At 68.5% G+C, this 19,732-nt stretch carries 17 protein-coding genes; 8 read left to right on the top strand and 9 right to left on the bottom strand.

Features of this window, described 5'->3' with window-relative positions:
• The first annotated feature begins 109 nt into the window (after window positions 1-109).
• From fumC to ACQE3C_RS03295, 4 genes are all read left to right on the top strand, one after another.
• On the top strand, window positions 110-1,510 hold the full coding sequence (gene fumC / locus ACQE3C_RS03280) for a class II fumarate hydratase (RefSeq protein WP_434537770.1): 1,401 nt from the start codon (window positions 110-112) through the stop codon (window positions 1,508-1,510).
• Between the two features lie 122 nt (window positions 1,511-1,632).
• A complete protein-coding gene (locus tag ACQE3C_RS03285) occupies window positions 1,633-1,884 on the top strand; it encodes a FeoA domain-containing protein (protein ID WP_434537771.1) in 252 nt (83 codons plus the stop codon).
• Window positions 1,881-3,884 (top strand): ferrous iron transport protein B, encoded by a 2,004-nt coding sequence (feoB, locus tag ACQE3C_RS03290; RefSeq protein WP_434537772.1) that lies wholly within the window; start codon window positions 1,881-1,883, stop codon window positions 3,882-3,884. Before ACQE3C_RS03285 ends, feoB begins: the two co-directional genes overlap by 4 nt.
• Entirely contained in the window at window positions 3,881-4,135 is a 255-nt protein-coding gene (locus ACQE3C_RS03295) for a FeoC-like transcriptional regulator (protein ID WP_434537773.1), read from the top strand. Before feoB ends, ACQE3C_RS03295 begins: the two co-directional genes overlap by 4 nt.
• A gap of 70 nt (window positions 4,136-4,205) precedes the next feature.
• Here ACQE3C_RS03295 and ACQE3C_RS03300 read toward each other — a convergent pair whose 3' ends face one another.
• Both ACQE3C_RS03300 and ACQE3C_RS03305 read right to left on the bottom strand, forming a co-directional pair.
• Window positions 4,206-5,495, bottom strand: a complete 1,290-nt coding sequence (locus ACQE3C_RS03300; protein WP_434537774.1) for an FG-GAP repeat domain-containing protein — start codon at window positions 5,493-5,495, stop codon at window positions 4,206-4,208.
• Between the two features lie 166 nt (window positions 5,496-5,661).
• Window positions 5,662-7,899, bottom strand: coding sequence for a 6-phosphofructokinase (locus tag ACQE3C_RS03305; protein WP_434537775.1), 2,238 nt, complete (start codon window positions 7,897-7,899; stop codon window positions 5,662-5,664).
• Window positions 7,900-8,153: 254 nt separating this feature from the next.
• Between ACQE3C_RS03305 and ACQE3C_RS03310 the strand changes: the two genes are divergently transcribed.
• A complete protein-coding gene (locus tag ACQE3C_RS03310; RefSeq protein WP_434537776.1) occupies window positions 8,154-9,419 on the top strand; it encodes a CapA family protein in 1,266 nt (421 codons plus the stop codon).
• 76 nt (window positions 9,420-9,495) lie between these two features.
• On the opposite strand, the gene ACQE3C_RS03315 is transcribed toward ACQE3C_RS03310, so the two are convergent.
• From ACQE3C_RS03315 to ACQE3C_RS03325, 3 genes are all read right to left on the bottom strand, one after another.
• On the bottom strand, window positions 9,496-10,812 hold the full coding sequence (locus ACQE3C_RS03315; RefSeq protein WP_434537777.1) for a hypothetical protein: 1,317 nt from the start codon (window positions 10,810-10,812) through the stop codon (window positions 9,496-9,498).
• Between the two features lie 176 nt (window positions 10,813-10,988).
• Window positions 10,989-11,177, bottom strand: a complete 189-nt coding sequence (locus ACQE3C_RS03320; RefSeq protein ID WP_434537778.1) for a DUF5302 domain-containing protein — start codon at window positions 11,175-11,177, stop codon at window positions 10,989-10,991.
• Between the two features lie 63 nt (window positions 11,178-11,240).
• The gene (locus ACQE3C_RS03325; RefSeq protein WP_434537779.1) at window positions 11,241-12,326 is read right to left on the bottom strand and encodes a branched-chain amino acid aminotransferase; all 1,086 of its coding nucleotides are present in this window, start codon (window positions 12,324-12,326) and stop codon (window positions 11,241-11,243) included.
• Between the two features lie 182 nt (window positions 12,327-12,508).
• On the opposite strand from ACQE3C_RS03325, the gene gdhA reads away from it, so the two are divergent.
• Together gdhA and ACQE3C_RS03335 are read left to right on the top strand one after the other, a co-directional pair.
• A complete protein-coding gene (gene gdhA, locus ACQE3C_RS03330; RefSeq protein WP_434537780.1) occupies window positions 12,509-13,873 on the top strand; it encodes an NADP-specific glutamate dehydrogenase in 1,365 nt (454 codons plus the stop codon).
• A 152-nt stretch (window positions 13,874-14,025) separates the two neighbouring features.
• Complete coding sequence (locus ACQE3C_RS03335) at window positions 14,026-14,805, top strand: hypothetical protein (protein WP_434537781.1); 780 nt, start codon at window positions 14,026-14,028, stop codon at window positions 14,803-14,805.
• Between the two features lie 5 nt (window positions 14,806-14,810).
• On the opposite strand, the gene ACQE3C_RS03340 is transcribed toward ACQE3C_RS03335, so the two are convergent.
• Window positions 14,811-15,914, bottom strand: a complete 1,104-nt coding sequence (locus ACQE3C_RS03340; protein ID WP_434537782.1) for a MerR family transcriptional regulator — start codon at window positions 15,912-15,914, stop codon at window positions 14,811-14,813.
• A gap of 48 nt (window positions 15,915-15,962) precedes the next feature.
• Here ACQE3C_RS03340 and ACQE3C_RS03345 point away from each other — a divergent pair, with 48 nt between their 5' ends.
• Window positions 15,963-16,253, top strand: a complete 291-nt coding sequence (locus ACQE3C_RS03345) for a WhiB family transcriptional regulator (protein ID WP_434537783.1) — start codon at window positions 15,963-15,965, stop codon at window positions 16,251-16,253.
• Window positions 16,254-16,318: 65 nt separating this feature from the next.
• Here the strand turns inward: ACQE3C_RS03345 and ACQE3C_RS03350 are convergent, their stop codons facing one another.
• The 3 genes from ACQE3C_RS03350 to ACQE3C_RS03360 form a co-directional block, all read right to left on the bottom strand.
• The gene (locus tag ACQE3C_RS03350; RefSeq protein WP_434537784.1) at window positions 16,319-17,545 is read right to left on the bottom strand and encodes a hypothetical protein; all 1,227 of its coding nucleotides are present in this window, start codon (window positions 17,543-17,545) and stop codon (window positions 16,319-16,321) included.
• 94 nt (window positions 17,546-17,639) lie between these two features.
• A complete protein-coding gene (locus ACQE3C_RS03355; protein ID WP_434537785.1) occupies window positions 17,640-18,608 on the bottom strand; it encodes a hypothetical protein in 969 nt (322 codons plus the stop codon).
• Between the two features lie 115 nt (window positions 18,609-18,723).
• Window positions 18,724-19,722, bottom strand: a complete 999-nt coding sequence (locus ACQE3C_RS03360) for a hypothetical protein (protein ID WP_434537786.1) — start codon at window positions 19,720-19,722, stop codon at window positions 18,724-18,726.
• Window positions 19,723-19,732 lie beyond the last annotated feature (10 nt).

Genomic DNA, 19,732 nt, shown 5'->3' on the forward strand with positions numbered 1-19,732 from the left:
AACGGTGTTCTGTCTCAGCGTTTCCTCAGGTTGCCGAGGGGGGTGGTGAGGGTCCGGGAGGTGGGCCCCGCTGCTGTGGGGGCAACCCCCACGCAATAGGCTCAGCCCCATGACTACTCGTGTCGAAAAGGACTCCATGGGCCCCATTGATGTGGCCTCCGACCGCTACTGGGGCGCACAGACCGAGCGCTCCCTGCACAACTTCGACATCGGCCGCGACACCTTCGTGTGGGGCCGCTCGATGGTGCGTGCCCTGGGCATCCTCAAGAAGGCCGCCGCGCAGGCCAACGGGGAACTGGGCGAGCTGCCCGCCGACGTCGCCGACCTGATCAGCCAGGCCGCCGACGAGGTGATTGCCGGCAAGCTCGACGACCACTTCCCCCTGGTCGTCTTCCAGACCGGGTCGGGCACCCAGTCGAACATGAACTCCAACGAGGTCATCAGCAACCGGGCGATCGAGATCGCCGGCGGTGAGATGGGCTCGAAGAGCCCCGTCCACCCCAACGACCACGTCAACCGCGGCCAGTCGTCCAATGACACCTTCCCCACCGCGATGCACATCGCCGTGGTGCTCGACCTGGTCGAGAAGCTGTACCCGAGCGTGGCTGAGCTGCGGGACGGCCTGGCCGGCAAGGCCGAACAGTTCGCCGACATCGTGATGGTCGGGCGCACCCACCTGCAGGACGCGACCCCGGTGCTGCTGGGCCAGGTCATCGGCGGCTGGGTCGCCCAGATCGACTTCGCCATCAACGCCGTCAAGCAGGCCGAGGGTGGCGTGCGTGAACTCGCCATCGGCGGCACCGCCGTCGGCACCGGGCTGAACTCGCACCCCGACTTCGGCAAGCTCGCCGCCAAGAAGATCAGCGAGGAGGCCGGCACCGAGTTCGTCCAGGCGCCGAACCTGTTCGCCTCGCTGAGTGCCCACGACGCGCTGGCCGAGGTCTCTTCGGCGCTGCGGACCCTGGCGATGGCGCTGATGAAGATCGCCAATGACGTGCGCTGGTACGCCTCGGGCCCCCGCAACGGCATCGGTGAGCTGGTCATCCCCGAGAACGAACCGGGCAGCTCGATCATGCCCGGCAAGGTCAACCCCACCCAGTCGGAGGCGCTGACCATGGTCGCCACCCGGGTGTTCGGCAACGACGCCACCGTCGGTTTCGCCGCCAGCCAGGGCAACTTCCAGCTGAACGTCTTCAAGCCGGTGATGGCCCACGCCGTGCTCGAGTCGATCCGGCTGATCTCGGACGGCTGCCGCAGCTTCCACGCCAACTGCGCGGTCGGCATCGAGCCGAACCAGGCCGTGATCGATGAGAACCTGTCAAAGAACCTCATGCTGGTGACCGCGCTGAACCGCCACATCGGCTACGACCAGGCCGCTGCGATCGCGAAGAATGCCCACAAGCGGGGCATCAGCCTCAAGGAGTCGGCGCTGGACTCCGGTGCGCTCACCGCCGAGGAGTTCGACGCCTGGGTGGTGCCCGCCGACATGACCCACCCGTCGAAGGGCTGAACCGCCGCCGGACGAGGGGCTTTGCTGCTGCTCCCGGTCTGCTGACACAGAGTCAGCAGACCGGGAGCTTATTTGCCACCCCTGGGTTAGGGTTGCCTAACCTGCGAGCCTAGTGTTTTGCCATGCGCGAAACCGCCTCCCCCCTGCTCGACCTGCGCCACTGCGCCACCGGAGTCAAGGGCACCATCACCGAGGTGCTGCCCGCCCCCGGCCTGGGCGCCCCGCTGCGCCGGATGGCGGAGCTGGGACTTCGCCGCGGCGCCAGCATCGTGGTCGGCCAGAACACCCCCGGAGGCGGCAGGGTGATCGGTGTCGACGGCACCCGGCTGGCGCTGGACCCAGACCTGCTGCGGTTGCTGCGGGTGCGGCCATGACTGCCCCCGTCACGCCCAGCAAGCCCGTCACGCCCAGCAAGCCCGCCACGCCCAGCAAGCCCGGGGTGCCCAGCTGCCACGACGACCGCACCGGCGCCACCGCACCGCCCGGCTCCCCGGTGGTCGCCCTGCTCGGTTCACCGAACGTGGGCAAGTCGACCCTGTTCAATGCCCTGACCGGGGCACGGCGGACGATGGGCAACTGGCCGGGCACCACCGTCGATGTCGGCCGCGGTGTCTGGCGGGGCGAACGCACCGTCGACCTGCTCGACCTGCCCGGCACCTACTCACTCGATCCCGCCTCACCCGATGAGGAACTCACCCGGGCCCTGCTCGTCGAGGTGCCGGTTGGCGAGGGGCCCGACCTGGTGGTGGTCGTGGTCGACAGCGCCCACCTGGCCCGCAGCCTCTACCTGGTCGCCCACGTGCGTGAGCACGGCTACCGCATGGTGGTGGCCCTGACCATGGGTGACGTCGCCACCCGCCGTGGCCTGCTGGTCGACGCCGCCGCGCTCGCCGAGGCATTGGGGTGCCCCGTGGTGCCGGTCGACCCGCGGGCCCGCCGCGGCCTGGCCGAGCTCGGCGTGGCCGTCGACGCCGTCCTGCAGGGTTGCTGCCCCGCTGCCGTCCCCGTGACGGACGATGCTGACGAGCGTGGCCTCGACGACCTCCAAGCCGCCGATGCCCGCTTCGCCTGGGTCGCCGAGGCCGTCGACCGGGCCGTGGCCCAGCAGCCGAGCAGCGCCCGGGACTGGACGGCGCTGATCGACCGCTGGGCCCTGTCACGGCTGTGGGGCCCGGTGCTGTTCCTGGCGGTGATGTGGCTCGTCTTCCAGATCACCACCACGGTCGCCGCCCCCCTGCAGGACGGGCTCGACACGCTGGTCGCCGGGCCGCTCAGCAGCGGCATCGCCGGCCTGCTGGCGGCGACCCCGTTTGACCACCCCATCAGCCAGGGCCTGATCGTCGACGGGTTGGTCGCCGGCGTCGGCATGCTGCTCACCTTCGTGCCGCTGATGGCCCTGATGTTCGTGCTGCTGGCCCTGCTCGAGGACTCCGGTTACATGGCCCGCGCCGCGGTGGTCACCGACCGGCTGATGCGGGCCATCGGGCTGCCCGGCAAGGCCTTCCTGCCGCTGATCGTCGGCTTCGGTTGCAACGTGCCGGCGATCAGCGCCACCCGGGTGATGGGCTCGTGGCGCCAGCGGGTGCTGACCTGCCTGCTGGTGCCGTTCACCAGCTGCTCGGCCCGGCTGACCGTCTACGTCATGATGGCCAGCATCTTCTTCCCCCACCATGCCGGCACCGCCGTGTTCGTCATGTACCTGGCCTCGATCCTGCTGGTGGTGGGCACGGGCACGCTGCTGCGCCGCACCCTGTGGCGCACCATGGGCAAGGAGCCCCTCATCATCGACCTGCCGCCCTACCAGCGGCCCACGCTGCGGCTGGTCTCGGCCTCGACCTGGGTGCGACTCAAGGGCTTCCTGCGCACCGCCACCGGCATCATCGTGGTCACGGTCGCGGCGGTCTGGGCCCTGCAGGCCTGGCCGGTGCAGGGCGACTCGGCATTCGGTGAGGCACCCGTCGAGGACTCGGCCTACGCGTCGGTGGCCCGCGCGATCAGCCCGGTCTTCGCCCCGGCCGGGTTCGACAGCTGGCAGACCACCGGCGCGCTGGTGACCGGCTTCGTCGCCAAGGAGGCCGTGATCTCGTCGTGGGCGCAGACCTACTCCACCGACGACCCGGGGGCCACCGGTGGGGGCAGCGCCCTGGGCGCCGAGATCACCCGGGCCTTCGACGAGTCGTCGGGCGGGCACCCCTTGCCAGCGGTGTGGGCGTTCATGGTCTTCCTGCTGGCCTACACCCCCTGCGTGGCAACCCTGGCGGCGCAATGGCGCGAGATCGGCTGGCGCTGGACCCTGTTCGGCGTCGCCCTGCAGCTGGTTGTGGCCTGGGGTCTCGCGGTGGCCATCTTCCAGGTCGGAAGGTTGTTCTGGTGAGCGGCCCGCTGCTGCTGGTGCACCGGGCCGTTCAGGCGGGCGCCCGCACCCAGGGCGAGGTCGTCGCCGACACCCGGCTCGCGCCGGATGTCGTCGCGGCGGCGCTGGAGCACCTCGTCCGCACCGGGCGGGTCGCCACCCTGCCGCTGGTGGCGGGTTGCCCCGCGCAGGGCTGCGGCTCCTGCCCGCTCGCCCCCGCCTCGCCCGGACGAACGGGGCGGTGCGCACAATCGCCCCGGGCCAGCAGCTGAACCCGGACGAACCACGTGACTCCGCACTGCTGCCGCTGTGGCAGCAGTGCGGAGTCAGTGCTGTGGGGGGTCAGGCGAAGAGTTCGAACCTTGACCAGTTGCTGGCGACCAGGCGGCCGGCGCCCCAACGCCCGGGGCCCAGCTTGAAATAGACGTACACGTTCCCGTCGTTGCGGATGCCGACCATGTCCCAGAAGCCGTCCCGGTTCAGGTCCCCCGCGGAGACGGCGGTGGTGAAGTTGCCCCAGCCCCGTCCCACGACGTTGACCGAGGAGATGCCGCCGGTCGCGGTCATGTTGTAGCGGTACAGCAGCCCGTTGGTGCCGATGGCCATCAGGTCGGGAATGCCGTCACCGGAGAAGTCACCGACGCTGAACAGGTGCCTGATGCTGTTCCAGTTCTTTCCGATCTTCGAGGCGCTGTAGATGCCCTGTGCGCTGACCTGGTACCGGATGAGGTCACCGTTGGCGGCGCGGGCCACCAGCCACGGATGCAGGTGGGAGTCCCCCTCCTTCGGGACGACACCCATCAACGTGATGCCATTCCACCCGGTACCGACCCGGTTCTCAAAACCGAGGCGCCCGAACTCCATCATCCTGATGAAGCTCATCGTCCCATCTGCTTTGCGGACCAACAGGTCGGAGACGCCGTTCCTGTCCTGGTCCGGCACCTTTGACATCCACGTCCACCGGGTCGTCGTGCTCTGCGTGAGAAGCAGCTGTGGGGTCTGATTGGGCAGGGTCGTGCTGAAGGTGTGCAGGGTGGTTCCCGTCGAGGCCATCAGGTCGGCCACCAGATCGCCGTTGAGGTCGCCGAACCGGCCCGAGTTCGTCCACGACCTGGGCTCGCTTACCTTGGCGATAGCCTCCCATTCTGTGGCAGGCAGGATATCGATGCGCTGGTCAACCGTAAAGACCTTGTGGAAGGCCATTTGCCACGGCGATTCATTGCTCTTCAGGAAACCAGAGGCGCAACCGTTGTTCTGCAGGACCTGGTCCGACAGCGCGCCGTGCCAGCCCGCCTCGAAGTACCAGGTCAGGTAGTCCTGGTTGGTATAGCTGAAGGCGTGGGGGCCTACTGGAAGGGGGGAACCCGTGGAGTTGCAGACGGAAACCCAGATGCGCCAATTGGAGCCCTCCCGCTCGGGGTAGTCGACCCGCAGGGTCACTCCGGCCCAGGTTTTGACCCCACCGAAGTTCATGAAAGGCACTTGTCCCGGTTGCGGGACGGCGGCCCTGGCCTGCGCGGGCGCGGTGATTGTCAGCCCACACATCACGGCAAGGGTGAGCGTGACCGACGTGAAAAGTCGGAGAATCGACGAGCGCCCCGGGCGCCGGTCGCGAAGGGAAGTCAGCAGCATGACACACACTCCCATGAGGAATCTTCGAGGGGATCCAGCTGATGGGCATCCCGCGGCCAATCATCACACCCCCGCGCCTCCACGGGGAATAGCTTGTGACAATTTGCATCCTTAAAACTTCTTGGGATCAGGCGAACAGCAGCCCGGTGGCCCAGCCCTCCTGGGACTATTTCGCCGGGCCCTCCGAGACCGCCTCGTGGACCTGCCGCAGCGCCATCCACCACTGCTTCTTGGGCCGGCGGAACTTCGGGTCGAGCAGGTCGTGCATGTGCTGCAGCGGCGCCTTCTCGATCCCGGTGCTGACCTGGCCGATGTACCAGCTCTCGGCGGGCTCGGACGACGCGAGTTCCTCGCTGAGGATGTCGATGCCGCGGCTCACCAGCCGGGTGGCCAGCAACCGGTCGAACGGCGAGGGGTTGGCCCCCTGCTGGATGTGGCCGAGGATCGACTGGCGCACGTCGTAGGCGTCGCCGCCGGCCTCCTCGAGCAGGCGGGTGAGGAAGTCGGTGGTGAAGTGCTCGTTCGCGTTCTCGTTGCGCACGGCCAGGAAGAGCCGTCGTCCGTTCTCGAACTCGTCCTTGAGCCAGTGCACGTCGGCGGTCAGGGCATCGAGGGTGATGCCCTCCTCGTGCAGGTAGACCCGCTCGGCGCCGCTGGCCAGGCCACCCATCATCGCCAGGTAACCGCAGTAGCGGCCCATGGTCTCGACCACGAAGCAGCGCTGGGCGGCAGACCCGGACATCTTGATCTTGTCCATCGAGTCGACGATCGCGTTGAGGGCCGAGTCGGTACCGATCGACAGTTCGGAGCCCGGCAGGTTGTTGTCGATGCTGGTCGGGATGCACACGATCGGCAGGTTGAAGGCGGGGTAGCGGCTGCGTTCGTTGTGCAACTGCCAGGCACCCTCATAGGCGTTGAAGCCGCCGATGACCAGCAGCGCATCGACCTGGTGGTCCTCGAGGGCCCGGTTGATGGCGTACATCTCCTCGACGGTCGGCACGGTGCGGCGGGTGCCGAGCACCGAGCCGCCTTCACCGCTGAGGCCCTCGACCTCGCGCCAGGTCATCTCCTGGATGTCGCCCTTGCGCAGGCCCTCGTAGCCGTTGCGCACACCCAGCATGGTGAAGCCGCGCGAGATGCCCAACCGGACCGCGGCCCGCACGGCGGTGTTCATGCCGGGGGCCAGGCCACCCGCGTGCAGGATCGCGATCCGCTTCGAGCCCGGGGCCGCCTCGGTGATCTTCGTGGAGATCAGTTCGGAGTGGATCTGGGCACAGGTGGCGAAGCTCGATCCGCGCAGCGCCATCGCACCGGTGTAGTCGCCGGCCTTGATCAGGTCGGGCACCCGGCGGGTGTCGGCCACCGACTTCTGCAGGCTCAGGGTCTTCACCCGGTTGCCGCCGATGCCGAGCACCTTCGCCTCGCTGGTGGGGGTCGCCTCGAGCACGGTGCGCGCGGCTTCGTAACCGAGCCAGGTGCTGCACCAGCGGTCGTAGGCACTGGGAGCACCACCCCGCTGGACGTGGCCCAGGATCGTGACCCGGGCGTCCTCACCGGTCTGTTCCTGGATGGCATCGGCGACCCGCTGACCGGTGATCGGCTCACCGGCCAGGTCGCGCGCCCCCTCGGCCACCAGGACGATCGAGTCGCGTCGTCCGGCGGCGCGGCCCTTGCGCAGGCCCTCGCACATCGAGACCTCCCAACCCTCGGCCGGGGGGTTCTCGGGGATGAACACGTAGTCACAGCCGCCAGCGATCGCGGCCATCAGGGCGAGGTAGCCGCAGTGGCGGCCCATCACCTCGACCACGAACCGGCGCTGGTGGCTGGCGGCGGTGCTGGTGAGGGAGTCGATCGCATCGACGATGCGGTGCAGTGCGGTGTCGGCGCCGATCGTCATGTCGGTGCCGACGAGGTCGTTGTCGATCGAGCCGACCAGGCCGGCGATCTTGAGGCTCGGGTGTGCCTCGACCTGGTGCTGTGACAGGTCACCGGCCTCGACCAGCTCGGCCAGCAGTTCGGGCCATTCCTGCCGGAACAGGTCCAGGCCGGACAGTGACCCGTCGCCGCCGATCACGACCAGGTGGTCGATGCCGCGTTCGACGAGGTTGCGGGCGGCGCGGCGTCGTCCGTCGCGTTCACGGAAGTCGGGGGAGCGGTAGGTGCCGATGACGGTGCCGCCCTTGTTCAGGATCGAGCCGACATCGTCCCAGCCGAACTCGCGGATGCCGTCACCGCCGTCGATCATGCCCTGGTAGCCCTCGTAGATGGCGAACACCTGCGCCCCGAGGGTGAGGGCGCTGCGCACCACGGCGCGCACGGCGGCGTTCATGCCCTGGGCGTCGCCGCCGCTGGTGAGGATGCCGAGTCGTGGACGTGAGGAGAGGTCTTCAGTCACGTGACCCATTCAAACACCGGCCCCATGGGACGACCACAGGGGTTGCCAGAAGTTCCACCGGGGTTCACGTCGGAACACATCGACGCCCACCCAGCAACGTGCATCGACCGGGCCCACCGCGGCTGCGATCGGGCTTGCGACCCCGGTCGATGCACACTGCCGGCCACCAGTGGCGAATCGGGGCCCTGCGGTGTGCCGGTGCCCGGGGGGGGCCTAAGCTGAGGCCAGCGCTCCCGACCCACGGGGCAGCAGGAGGAACCACCATGACCGGTCCGCTGTCCCGACGAGGGTTGCTCGGTGCCGCCGCCGTGGCCGGTCTGGCCGGGTGCGCCCAGTCGGACTTCGGGCAAGGCCCACCGAGCGGCTCGTCCTCACCGACCGGGTCGTCCTCGCCGAGCGGCGGGGCGTCCTCGTCCGCCACGACTGCCAGCCCCAGCGAGAGCCCGTCCAGCAGCCCCACATCCACGGCCCCGGTGAACCGGCAGCGTTCGCTGACCACGGTGATGTCGGGTGACCTGCTGTGGCACAACACCTTGTGGTTCACCGCCGCCAACGACCATCGCCGCACCGGCAAGGGCGATGAGTTTGACTTCGACCCCATGTTCGCGGCCGTCAAGCCGATCATCAGTGGGGCCGACCTGGCCATCGCCCACAACGAGGTGCCCTTCGCCAAGCCCGGCGGCCCCTACCTGGGCTACCCGACCTTCGCCGCCCCACCGCAGATCGCCGCCTGGATGGCGACAATGGGCTGGGACATGGCCACCACCGCGTCCAACCACAGCCTCGACCAGGGCTTCACCGGGCTGACCCGCACCACCGAACTGCTGCAGGACGCCGGACTCGCCGTCGTGGGCACCTACGCCACCGAGGCCGCGGCCAACACCCCGGTCATCGTCGAGAAGGCCGGCGTCAAGGTCGCCGTGGTCAGCGGCACCTACGGCACCAATGGCATCCCGCTGCCCCAGGACAAGCCCTGGTGCGTCGACATGTGGCAGGTCGAGAGGATGCTCGCCGACGCGCGCGCCGCCCGGGCGGCCGGGGCCGAGATCGTGCTGGCCCACCTGCACGGGGGCGAGGAGTACCAGGTGGCGCCCAGCCAGGAGCAGGTCAGCCGGGCCACCACCCTGGCCGGGGCCCCGGAGATCGACCTGGTCTTCGGGGAGCACGTGCACGTGGTGCAGCCGATCACCATGATCAACGGCACCTGGGTGGTCTACGGCATGGGCAACATGGTCGCCCAGCACCTGGCCAGCGTGCCGCGCGGTTACGAGGGCATCACCGTGCGCTTCACCTGGGCCGAACGCGACGAGCCCCTGCCGGGCAAACTCGGGCGATTCGAGGTCAGCAAGGCCGAGTACATCCCCAGCCTGGTGACCAGCCACCTCAGCGATGGTGCGGCCAGGCTGTACGCGGTCAACGAGGCGCTGCGCGTCGGCACCGGCCCGACCGCCCGGCTGCAGACCGCGCTCGAGCGGACCCGGCAGGCCGTGTTGTCACTGCAGCCCCCGGCCGGCCTGGTGGAGGCCTGAGCGACCACACCCGAACCGGGACCGCGTGGGCCCCGGTTCGGGTGGTGAGTGGCAGGGTGGGCTCAGCGGGTCGGGCTCAGCCCATCGCCTGCAGGGCGTTCCAGTTGGTGCCGCTCAGCTGGCGAGCAGCGCTCCACCGCCCGGGGCCGTTGTTGGAGTAGAAGAACATCAGGCCGTCGTTGCGGACCCCGATCATGTCCCAACGCCCACCGCCGTTCATGTCACCGGGGCTGAAGGCGGTGGCGAAGTTGTTCCAGCCGCGTCCGACGACGTTGACCGAGGAAATGCCGCCGGTCCTGGTCATGTTGTAGCGGTAGAGCAGCCCGTTGGTGCCGATGGCCATCAGGTCGGGCACGCCGTCGCCGGAGAAGTCACCGACGCTGAACAGGTGCCTGATGCTGTTCCAGTTCTGGCCGATCTTGGCGGCGCCGTAGATGCCGGTGGGGGCCATCTGGTACCTGATCAGGTCACCATTGGCGGCCCTGGCGAGGATCCACGGGTCGGCATCCAGCGGGGCCTTGGGCACCACGGTCATCAGGGTGATGCTGTTCCAGCCGGTGCCGACCGTGTTGGAGAACCCGATCCTGCCGTTCTCCATGATCCGCTGGTAGGCCATCGTGCCGTCGATGCGCCGCACGAGCAGGTCGGACGAGCCGTTCTGGTCGAGGTCGGGCACCTTCGACATCCAGTTCCAGGTGGTGCCGGGAATGGTCTGGTGCGCGATGTTCGGCAGGGCGGTGTTCGGCCCGGTCACGGTGCGGAAGGCGTAGTAGTGGTAGCCGAAGGAGCCGTTGATGTCGGCGCGGCTGTCGTTGTTGTAGTCGCCGTAGACCCCGCTGGTGCCCGAGGACTTCGGCTCGCGCATGTTGAAGATCGCCCCCCACTCGGTGGCGGGCAGGATGTCGATGCGGGTCTGGCCCAGCAGGATCAAGTGGAAGGCCATCTGCATGGGCTCGGCCGAGCTGTGCAGGTAGCCGCTGGTGCAGGCGGAGTTGTTGATCGTCTGGTTCGGCATCGCGCCGGTCCAGCCGTCGGTGAAGAAGAACGTGCCGAAGTTGTAGTTGGTGTAGCTGAACGTGTACGGGCCCACCGGCAGCGGGGCACCGGTGTAGTTGCACACGGTGACGCTGGTGCGCCAGTGCCCCGAGTAGGCCTGGGGGTAGCCCACGTTCAGGTAGACCCCGCTGCGGGTGGCCGGGTCACCGAAGTTGACCCAGGGCACTGTGCCGGGCTGTGGCACGGCAGCGGTGGCGGTGCCGGGTGACGCCGCGAGGCTGGTCAGGGCCAGGGCTGCGCCGGCGACGAGCGCGAGGGCTCGGCGCCACAGGCGCAGCGGACGACGTCGTCCGTCGGGGAGGGGCTGGGCGGCGGGACGTGAATGTGTTGCGTGCATCGGACCACTCCTGGTTGTGGGGTGCTGGGACCGGGCCCACAGGGGAGCCGGTACCTAGCAGGAACGGAGTCTTTGCACACTGATACGTCGGGGGGCGGCGCCGGGTTGCGACGCCCCGCAACAATGTTGTGGATCGTGTGGGTTTCGGGGATGGGTGGGTTTCGGGGCGGGTGGGGTCAGCTGCCGCTCTTGCGGCGGAAGGTGCGCTTGCCACCGGCCTGGCCGTGGGGGCCGCCGGGCACCGATGAACCCTTGGTGGGGCCGGCGGCGGGCGAGCCGTGGTGGTGCTGCTTCTTGCGCTCCAGCGCCTCACGCATCGCCTCGCGCGGGTCGGGGCTGTCCTGGTGGGTCTGCGGATCACTCATGAAGCAACCCTGCCACCCCCGCCGCGGCGTGGGAAGGGATTATTGCGGCCCGACCGGCGGTGCTCAGACTCGCTGCGTCCAGCCCCGGGTGTCGGGGGTGCGCCCGTACTGGATGTCGAGCAGGGTCGCGCGGATCGCCTGGGTCTTCGGGCCGACCTGCCCGTCGGCGACGTCGGCCTCCCAGTCGGGGGCCTTGAAGCCGGTGATGGGGGTGACCACGGCCGCGGTACCGCAGGCGAAGGCCTCGGTGATCGTCTGGTCGCCCAGGCGCGTGCGCAGTTCGTCCACCTCGATCGGACGTTCGACCGCGGTCAGGCCGTGGTCGCCGGCCAACTGCAGGATCGAGTCACGGGTGACCCCATCGAGGATCGAGGGCGACTTCGGGGTGAGCAGTTCGCCGTCGGAGGTGACGAACATGATGTTCATGGTGCCGCACTCCTCGAGCCAGCGGTGCTCGGCCCCGTCGAGCCACAGCACCTGGCCACAGCCCTGCTCAGCAGCCTCGTCCGCCGCGATCAGGGACGCCGCGTAGCTGCCGCCGGTCTTCGCCTTGCCGGTGCCACCGGGGGCGACCCGGGAGTAGTTCGGGGTCAGCCACAGCTTCATCGGCTCGTTGTAGTAGGCGCCGGCCGGGGTCATCAGCACACAGAAGGTGTACGACTTCGCCGGGCGCACCCCGATCAGCCGCTCGGTGGCGAAGGTGAACGGACGGATGTAGAGGTTCTCCTCGTGCTTGTTGCCCGGTACCCAGCGCCGGTCCAGGTCGACCAGCTGGCGCACGGCGTTGAGGAAGGTCGCCTCCGGCAGCGCCGGCATGCTCATCCGCTCGGCCGAGCGGGACATGCGGGCCGCGTTCATCTCGGGCCGGAACAGCCAGACCGAGTCGTCATCGTGGCGGTAGGCCTTCAACCCCTCGAAGATCTCCTGGGCGTAGTGCAGCACCGCCGAGGACGGGTGCATCGGCAGCGGCCCGGTGGGGACGATGCGGTGGTCGTGCCAGCCGCGTCCCTCTTCCCAGTCGATCAGCACCATGTGGTCGGTGAAGTGTGCGCCGAAGCCCGGGTTGGTCATGATCTCGCAGAGCTGCGCCTCAGTCACGGCAGAGGAGTTGGTGGTGACCGGGAAAGCGCCTGCAGGGGAATGTGCCATGAGGGACAGGCTAGTCTTCCCTGCCGCACCAGCCGTCGCACGATCATCCATTGACCGGCCATGATTTCGCCACAGACCGGCGCTGGGTATTGTGAGCAGGTCTGACCGCAGCCCCACGGCGTCCCGACCATGGCCCTCTCGATGCCTTGGGCGTTGTCGCGGGGCCCGTCCTGAGGATGACCATGAACGACACCAGTAGCCTGCACCCGATCCTGCAGCCCACTTTCGAGACCGTGCTGCAGCGCAACCCGGGCGAAGCCGAGTTCCAGCAGGCCGTCTTCGAGGTCATGCAGAGCATGAGCCCGATCGTGGGCACCCACAAGCGTTACGCCGGGCGCTCCATCGTCCAGCGCATCTGCGAGCCCGAGCGCCAGATCATCTTCCGGGTGCCGTGGGTCGACGACAAGGGCGAGATCCAGATCAACCGTGGCTTCCGGGTCGAGTTCAACTCCGCGCTCGGCCCCTTCAAGGGCGGCCTGCGCTTCCACCCGTCGGTGAACCTGTCGATCATCAAGTTCCTCGGCTTCGAGCAGACCTTCAAGAACGCCCTGACCGGCCTGCCCATCGGCGGCGGCAAGGGCGGCTCGGACTTCGACCCCAAGGGTCGCTCCGACGGCGAGGTCATGCGCTTCTGCCAGTCGTTCATGACCGAGCTGTACCGCCACATCGGTGAGTACACCGACGTGCCGGCCGGTGACATCGGTGTGGGTGGGCGTGAGATCGGCTACCTGTTCGGCCAGTACAAGCGCATCACCAACCGCTACGAGGCCGGGGTCATCACCGGCAAGGGCATCACCTGGGGCGGTTCCCAGGCCCGCAAGGAGGCGACCGGCTACGGCACCGTCTTCTTCGCCGACGAGATGCTGCGCCGGGTCAACGACTCCTTCGAGGGCAAGCGGGTGGTCGTCTCCGGCTCCGGCAATGTGGCCCTCTACGCCATCGAAAAGGCCACCCAGCTCGGTGCCAAGGTGGTCGCCTGCTCCGACTCGTCCGGTTTCGTGGTGGACGAGGACGGCCTCGACCTCGAGGCGCTGATCACCCTCAAGGAGGTCAACCGCGGCCGCCTGCACGAGTACGTCGAGGGCCGGCCCCACGCGGTGCACACCCCCACCGGCCAGGGCTCCTCGATCTGGGACGTGCCCACCGACGTCGCGCTGCCGTGCGCGACCCAGAACGAGCTGGACGAATCCCATGCCCGCACCCTGGTGAAGAACGGCCTGAAGCTGGTGGCCGAGGGCGCCAACATGCCCACCACCCCCGGCGCGATGGCCCTGTTCCAGTCGGCCGGCGTGCTGTACGCCCCCGGCAAGGCCTCCAACGCCGGTGGCGTGGCGACCAGCGCCCTGGAGATGCAGCAGAACGCCAGCCGTGACTCGTGGGACTTCGAGACCACCGAGGAGCGACTGCGCCAGATCATGATCGACATCCACGACGACGTGGTGAACACCGCCGAGGAGTTCGGCCGCCCGGGCGACTACGTCACCGGCGCCAACGTGGCCGGGTTCATCAAGGTGGCCGACGCCATGCTCGCGCTCGGTGTGATCTGAGCCAGGGTTATCGGGGGCTGGACGATCTGAACCGGACACCTTGTCCCCGGGCAGCAGCGCGAGGACAATGGTGTGCGGGACGACCCGACTTTGAAGAAAGTCTGAGAATCTCTTAGACTTGGCGTGTTGGGTCACCATGAGGAGAAGTTGAGATGCGTCTGCGCCGCTGGCTGGTCGGGGTCGTGCTGCCAGTACTTGTCCTCCTCGCGACCGTGGTGACGCCCGGCCGGGCCGCCGCGCTGCCGTCGTTGCCCGTGGCGCCCGAGAAGGCAGTGGCCGTGACCGGCATTCCCGACCCGTGCGTGGCCACTCACCCGTGGCCGGCCGACGCGTCGCTGGCGCACATCAAGAACCTGCTGCAGAAGAACTGGGGCATCAACCTGGTCGGCGACTGGTGGACCGAGCGCGAGTACCGGCCCATGGTCAAGATCGTGTGGGAAACCCTCGACGCCGTCAGCTGCACCGACTACGTCAACCTGACCCGCGCCAAGGTCAACAACACGCTGACCATCTCGGCCGCCCCCACCCGCAGCTGGGCCTGGGGCGACTGGAGCCTCACCCGCCCCGGGGCGCTCACCTTCGACTTCGCCAAGTGGCAGCAGGCACTGGACGAGGACGACGCCGGTCGCCTCGTCCGCCTGGTGATCCACGAGATCGGGCACGCCTACAACGTCGACCGCGGTGACTCGCCGACCTACTGGGCCAGCTTCAAGCGGCTCTACGCCAGCGAGGGCAGGTTCTCCGACTACGGCCACAACGACATGGAGACCTACGCCGACGTGCTCGGCTACTACGTCGCCCGCTGCGCCAAGAACAACCCGTTCAACGAGCCGGGCCACCAGAAGTATTACGACTGGGCCCGCACCCACGTCTTCAAGGGCGTCGAGTTCGGCGGCCCCGCCGGTGCACCGCTGGACTGCTCCGCTGCCTGAGCCGGCTACTCGTCCGGGCTGACCGACGGGGCGCTGGGCGCCGAGCGGGGCAGCGTGCCGCCGCGCAACTGGCCCAGCATCGCGTGGGTGGCCGCCCGCATGTGCAGCGGCAGCACCCACGCCTCGGACGGGTCGTGCCCGGGGCCACCGAGCCAGACCTGGACCGGCGGGCTGGAGGCGCCCAGCGTGGCTGACACTTCGCGGGACTCGCGTCGTCCGCGGGCGCTGGAGGTCGAGATCGCCACGGCGCGCGGGCGCAGCTGGCGCACCGCCTGCTGCCAGCCCTCGGTGCTGATCGCCCGGCCCAGGTAGCGGGAGTCGACCCCGTGGCGGCGCAGCGCCACCGAGAACAGCATCGGCACCAGGTCTCGACCGTCGTGTTCCTGCTGGCCGAGCAGCACCATGGGGGCGACGCTGGGTCGCGACCCCTGCCAGGTGGGGGCGGTGGCGCTGGCCTGGTGGAACATCACGACCAGCCGCAGCACGATCGCCTGTTCGGCAGCGCGGACGTGCACGTCGAGCAGCTCACCGCGCTTGCGGCGCACGTCGAGTTCGGTCACCGCCTCGGTGAGCCACCCGTCGCAGGCGGCCTCGAAGTCGTCGAGGACCAGCGCCCTGGCCAGGATGCGGGCCATCCGGGTGACGTCGAGGGCGCCGGCGGCATCGGCCAGGTCACCGGGTGGCGGGATGTTGTCGTGGCCGCGCTGGTCGCGGGGCTGGTCCTGGGACAGGACGATGCTGGCGGCCTCGGCGGGGCCGACCCCCGAGTCGACCAGCTGCACCATCGTGCGCAGGCGCTGCACGTCGGTCTCGTCGTAGCGGCGGTACTTGGCGTCGGTGCGCTGCGGGGTGACCACACCGTAGCGGCGCTCCCAGGCCCGCAGGCGAGCGGCGGTGATGCCGGTCATGGCGACCACCTGCTTCACCGTGTACACAACGCCTCCGCGCAACCTAGGGGACGTAGGCGACTGTGCCACAAACCCGTTCGTCCCACCGGTTCGGGGCGGGTTCGTGACCAAACCTTGAGGTTTCCTCAACCCTGCCAAAAGGGGGGGTAGACAGCCCATGGCAACTCTGGAAATGTTTCGTCCACAAGGTTGAACAAACATTGTACGACCCCAGTCACACGCGGGCTGGACCGTCAAAGGAGGCTGTACATGGTTGATACCAAGCTCCCTCACCAGTCCTGGGTTGAGCTGGCTCGTTGCCGCGGAGCCGAGGACGATTTGTTCCCCGAGGGCAAGCAGCAGAAGCGGGCCGCAGCGATCTGCATCGGCTGCCCGGTCCGACAGGATTGCCTCATCGAAGCCCTCGACAACCGTCTGGAGTGGGGCATCTGGGGTGGCCTGACTGAACGGGAGCGCCGCGCACTGTTGCGCCAGCACCCCGAGGTCACCTCCTGGGGTGAAGTGCTCGCCCCGGAACGCACGGCCGCCAAGGCCAGCTGAACACCAAACACGGCGCCCCGCACAGTTGCGGGGCGCCGTGCTGTTCCCGGACGACCCGGGCAGGCTCAGCGTTGCCAGGTCACCCGGTTGCTGCTCAGGGATGCGTACACGCAGCCGGTCATGGTGAGGTCGGCGGCATTCGACTCCCGGACGACGCCCTCGCGAGTCTGGTAGCTGTACCTGATCTGTGCCGTGAACTGGTAGCAGGGCTGGTCAATGCCCGACGTTTCGACGTAGGCCGCGTTGTTCGCGGCATCGGACGGGGTGGCGCTCCACTTGGCCTGGCTGCCCAGGGAGTCGGTCGGACGGGGGTCGGCCCGGAAGGGGCACGACGGCGGGTAGAACGACGTCGAGGCGATGCATTCGTTGAAGGCGTCGACAACGGCCTTCTTGAACTTCGCGTCAGCATCCTCGGTGAGCTTGGCCCCGACGTCCAGGGTCTGGATCACCCCGGGGGCCATGTCCAGGGTGGGCTCGGCGGGCTCCCAGATGGGCTCGCTGCCGGTGTAGCTGGGGATCGGGGTGATCGTGTAGCTGCCGGGGAACAGGGCCACCTGCTGGTTCAGGAAGACACCGACGTCATCGCCGGGGTTCAACACGAAGCGCACCCGTGACTGCGAGGTGAACGTCACGTACGAGAACGGCTTGTACAGCTTGGTCCTGTCGCCCTCCTTGCGCAGCTCGAAGTCGTGGGTGTACTCCTGCTCGTTGTGCTTCCAGGTGACGCTGACCTTGTCGTCGGTCGCCTCACCCACCGAGATCAGGCTCCAGGTGCCACCGGGGTGGTGCCGGGTCGCGTCATAGACATTCTTGTAGTCGATGCCGGTCACGTGCCAGCTGAACTCGCGGTAACTGGGCTGCTGGGTGTTCAGCAGCTCGAAGAACGCCTCGACGGTGGGCTCGGCGCCGTTGCGGTTGTTGGTGAGCGCCCAGACACCGACGCCGGCGACCAGGACCGCCACCGCCACCAGGATCGCGACCAGCCCGGTGTTCGCCTTCTTGGGCTGCGGCGTTGTTGCCCACGCCTGGGGATGGCCCTGGTCCCAACCCTGCTGGCCCCATCCCTGCTGCTGTCCCTGCTGGTTCCAGCCCTGGTCCTGGCCCCAGGCCTGCTGACCCTGGCCCCAGTCCTGCGCACTGGGCTGGACCTGGGGACCTGGTTGGTTCCAGCCCTGCGGGGCCTGCTGACCCTGCTGGTTCCAGCCCTGTGGGGCTTGCTGTTCCCAGCTGGGTGGCGGGGTGGCAGAGTTCGGCTGGTAGCCGCTGCCGGGGGACTGTGGTGGGTAGGACATGGGGGCACCTCCGGCCATCATGGTGCCATGACCCCGGGGTCACGCTGTTTCGCAGACCGGTCAGTGGGCGGCGCAGCCGCGGTGCCAGGGGCCGCTAATACTCCCAGGTGAGCCTCAGGTCCGGGGTCGCCCGCACACAGCCCTTGTTGGGCCAGGTTCGCAGGGTGGCGCTGGTCGGCTCACCTGCCGTGGTGCGGTACTCGTAGGTCAGCCGGGCGTCCACCAGGAAGCAGGGCTGTGTCACTGTCGAGTCCCCGACATAGGCGATGGACGGCACCTCCGGCGATATCCGCCAGCTCGCGGGGGCCTGGAGGTCAGCATTGGACGCCGGCGTGACCTGGTTGGGGCAGCCCGACGGCCGCAACACCTCGGACTCCAGGCAGGTGTTCAGGTTGTCGCGGACCAGTTCGATGAGTTCCTCGGTGGCCGTTGCAGTCAGGCGGGGTTCCAGGTCGACGTCCGTCCGCAGGGCCGAGGGCGCCACCTTCACCGTGGTCGAACGCGGCTCCCAGAACAGCGGGGTGCTGCTGGACGGGGGCTGGGGGGTGACGGTGTGCACGCCGGGGACGAGGGTGTAGGTCTGATTGGTGAACATCACCTCCCGAGTGGCCGAGTTGAGCTGGAACTGCAGGGACTGCCGCTCGGTCTCCCCGTTGAAGGTGACCCTGGGGAAGGGGTTGTACAGCTTCCAGGTGCCGCTGACCCGGCGGACGGGCATCTCGGAGGTGAACTCCTCGCCCTGGTGGGTGAACCCCACCCGGACGTTCCCGCGGCTGACCTGGTCCACCGAGGTGACGGTGTAGGTGCCCCCGGGTGCCAGGGCCAGGGCCTCACGGACCCGGGAGGTGATGGTGCCGTTGACGTAGTCGGTCAGCTCGTTGCTGGTCACCCCGGGCTTGCTCAGGGCATCGAAGAACCCCCGCACTGCCCGCTCAGGACCGGGGTCGATGGCCTGTTGCCCGAAGCCCAGCCACCCCACGGCGATGACCAGGATGACCGCCACCACCTTGGCCCCGGCGGTCTGGTCCCAGGACTTGTCGGACTCCCATGCCTGTTTCGCCATCGTTGAACCTCCTCGACCCCGTCGAGCCTCTTGACCTCGTCGAACTTCCGAACCACTGAACTTTCGAACCACCGAACTCCCGAACAACCGTGCCATGCCGGGGCTCAGTGCCTGCTCAGCGCCAGGTGACCGTCCCCTGGAACACACAGCCCTTGGTCGCCAGAGGTTCTCGTCCGGTGGCCCGGGTGTTGTCGACGGTCGTGTAGGTGTGGACCAGCGTGCCGGTGATCTCGTAGCAGGGCGCCTGCACCGACGGGTTGTCCACCAGCTTGGGCTGCCGACCGGCATCAGCCGGGTCACTCGACCACACCACTTCAGGTCGAGCGATGGCGTTGTCGGGGCGGCGCGGCATGAACGGGCACCTGATGTAGCCGGTGAAGTTGTCATCGGACAGGCACTCGGCGAAGGCGTCGATGACGCTCTGCCGCGTGCTGGCGGCTGCCTCATCGGTCAGGTGCCCCTCGATCGTGATCTGACGCACCTCGGCCGGCGCCAGGTCGAAGGTCGGCTTACGAGGCACCCAGAAGACCGGGTCGTAGTTGGTGTTCGCCAGCGGGGTGATCGTGTAGTGGCCCGGGTAGTACAGGCGTTGGGAGTTCACCAGCGTGGACTTCCCGTTGGCCTGGAACCGCAGGTGGTCAGGGGAGAGGAAGGCCACCGTGGGGAACGGCTTGACCAGCTTCCAGGAACTGCCTTCCTTGGTCACCGGGATGTCGTTGGTGAACTCGTCCCCCTGGTGTGACCAGGTCACCCGGACGAAGCCATGGGAGTGTTCACCGATGGAAACCACCGAGTAGCCCCCCGGCTCGGAGGAGGCGCGCGCTTCCAGGATCCCGCCAATCCCGACGCCGGTGGTGACCTGCTGGAAGTCGCGCGTGCTCGGGGAGGGTTCGTTCAGGAGCGCGAAGAAGGTCTCGATCGCCTGCTCCGGCCCGCGGGTGATCGCCCCAACGCCGAGCCCGACGGCAACCACGGCCACCACGACCAGTACCCCGATGACGGTGCTGGCCCGCCTCTTCTTCCGGGGTGGCGCCGGCTCCTGCCCCTGCCACGCGGCGGCGGGGTGCGGCTGGTTGGCGGCCGGGTAGTAGGGATGCTGTGGTTGGTGAGTCATCGAGAACCTC

Origin of the sequence: Aestuariimicrobium sp. Y1814 (assembly GCF_050113895.1) — a bacterium.
GTDB lineage: Bacteria > Actinomycetota > Actinomycetes > Propionibacteriales > Propionibacteriaceae > Aestuariimicrobium.

What these genes read in the sequence shown, in the direction of transcription:
- gdhA (WP_434537780.1), top strand. Translation starts at nt 12,509, where the DNA reads ATGAACGACACCAGTAGCCTGCACCCGATCCTGCAGCCCACTTTCGAG.
- ACQE3C_RS03285 (WP_434537771.1), top strand. Translation starts at nt 1,633, where the DNA reads ATGCGCGAAACCGCCTCCCCCCTGCTCGACCTGCGCCACTGCGCCACC.
- ACQE3C_RS03345 (WP_434537783.1), top strand. Translation starts at nt 15,963, where the DNA reads ATGGTTGATACCAAGCTCCCTCACCAGTCCTGGGTTGAGCTGGCTCGT.
- ACQE3C_RS03325 (WP_434537779.1), bottom strand. Translation starts at nt 12,326, where the DNA reads ATGGCACATTCCCCTGCAGGCGCTTTCCCGGTCACCACCAACTCCTCT.
- ACQE3C_RS03355 (WP_434537785.1), bottom strand. Translation starts at nt 18,608, where the DNA reads ATGGCGAAACAGGCATGGGAGTCCGACAAGTCCTGGGACCAGACCGCC.
- ACQE3C_RS03320 (WP_434537778.1), bottom strand. Translation starts at nt 11,177, where the DNA reads ATGAGTGATCCGCAGACCCACCAGGACAGCCCCGACCCGCGCGAGGCG.
- fumC (WP_434537770.1), top strand. Translation starts at nt 110, where the DNA reads ATGACTACTCGTGTCGAAAAGGACTCCATGGGCCCCATTGATGTGGCC.
- ACQE3C_RS03360 (WP_434537786.1), bottom strand. Translation starts at nt 19,722, where the DNA reads ATGACTCACCAACCACAGCATCCCTACTACCCGGCCGCCAACCAGCCG.
- ACQE3C_RS03300 (WP_434537774.1), bottom strand. Translation starts at nt 5,495, where the DNA reads ATGCTGCTGACTTCCCTTCGCGACCGGCGCCCGGGGCGCTCGTCGATT.
- ACQE3C_RS03335 (WP_434537781.1), top strand. Translation starts at nt 14,026, where the DNA reads ATGCGTCTGCGCCGCTGGCTGGTCGGGGTCGTGCTGCCAGTACTTGTC.
- ACQE3C_RS03315 (WP_434537777.1), bottom strand. Translation starts at nt 10,812, where the DNA reads ATGCACGCAACACATTCACGTCCCGCCGCCCAGCCCCTCCCCGACGGA.
- feoB (WP_434537772.1), top strand. Translation starts at nt 1,881, where the DNA reads ATGACTGCCCCCGTCACGCCCAGCAAGCCCGTCACGCCCAGCAAGCCC.
- ACQE3C_RS03340 (WP_434537782.1), bottom strand. Translation starts at nt 15,914, where the DNA reads ATGTTTGTTCAACCTTGTGGACGAAACATTTCCAGAGTTGCCATGGGC.
- ACQE3C_RS03310 (WP_434537776.1), top strand. Translation starts at nt 8,154, where the DNA reads ATGACCGGTCCGCTGTCCCGACGAGGGTTGCTCGGTGCCGCCGCCGTG.
- ACQE3C_RS03305 (WP_434537775.1), bottom strand. Translation starts at nt 7,899, where the DNA reads ATGGGTCACGTGACTGAAGACCTCTCCTCACGTCCACGACTCGGCATC.
- ACQE3C_RS03350 (WP_434537784.1), bottom strand. Translation starts at nt 17,545, where the DNA reads ATGTCCTACCCACCACAGTCCCCCGGCAGCGGCTACCAGCCGAACTCT.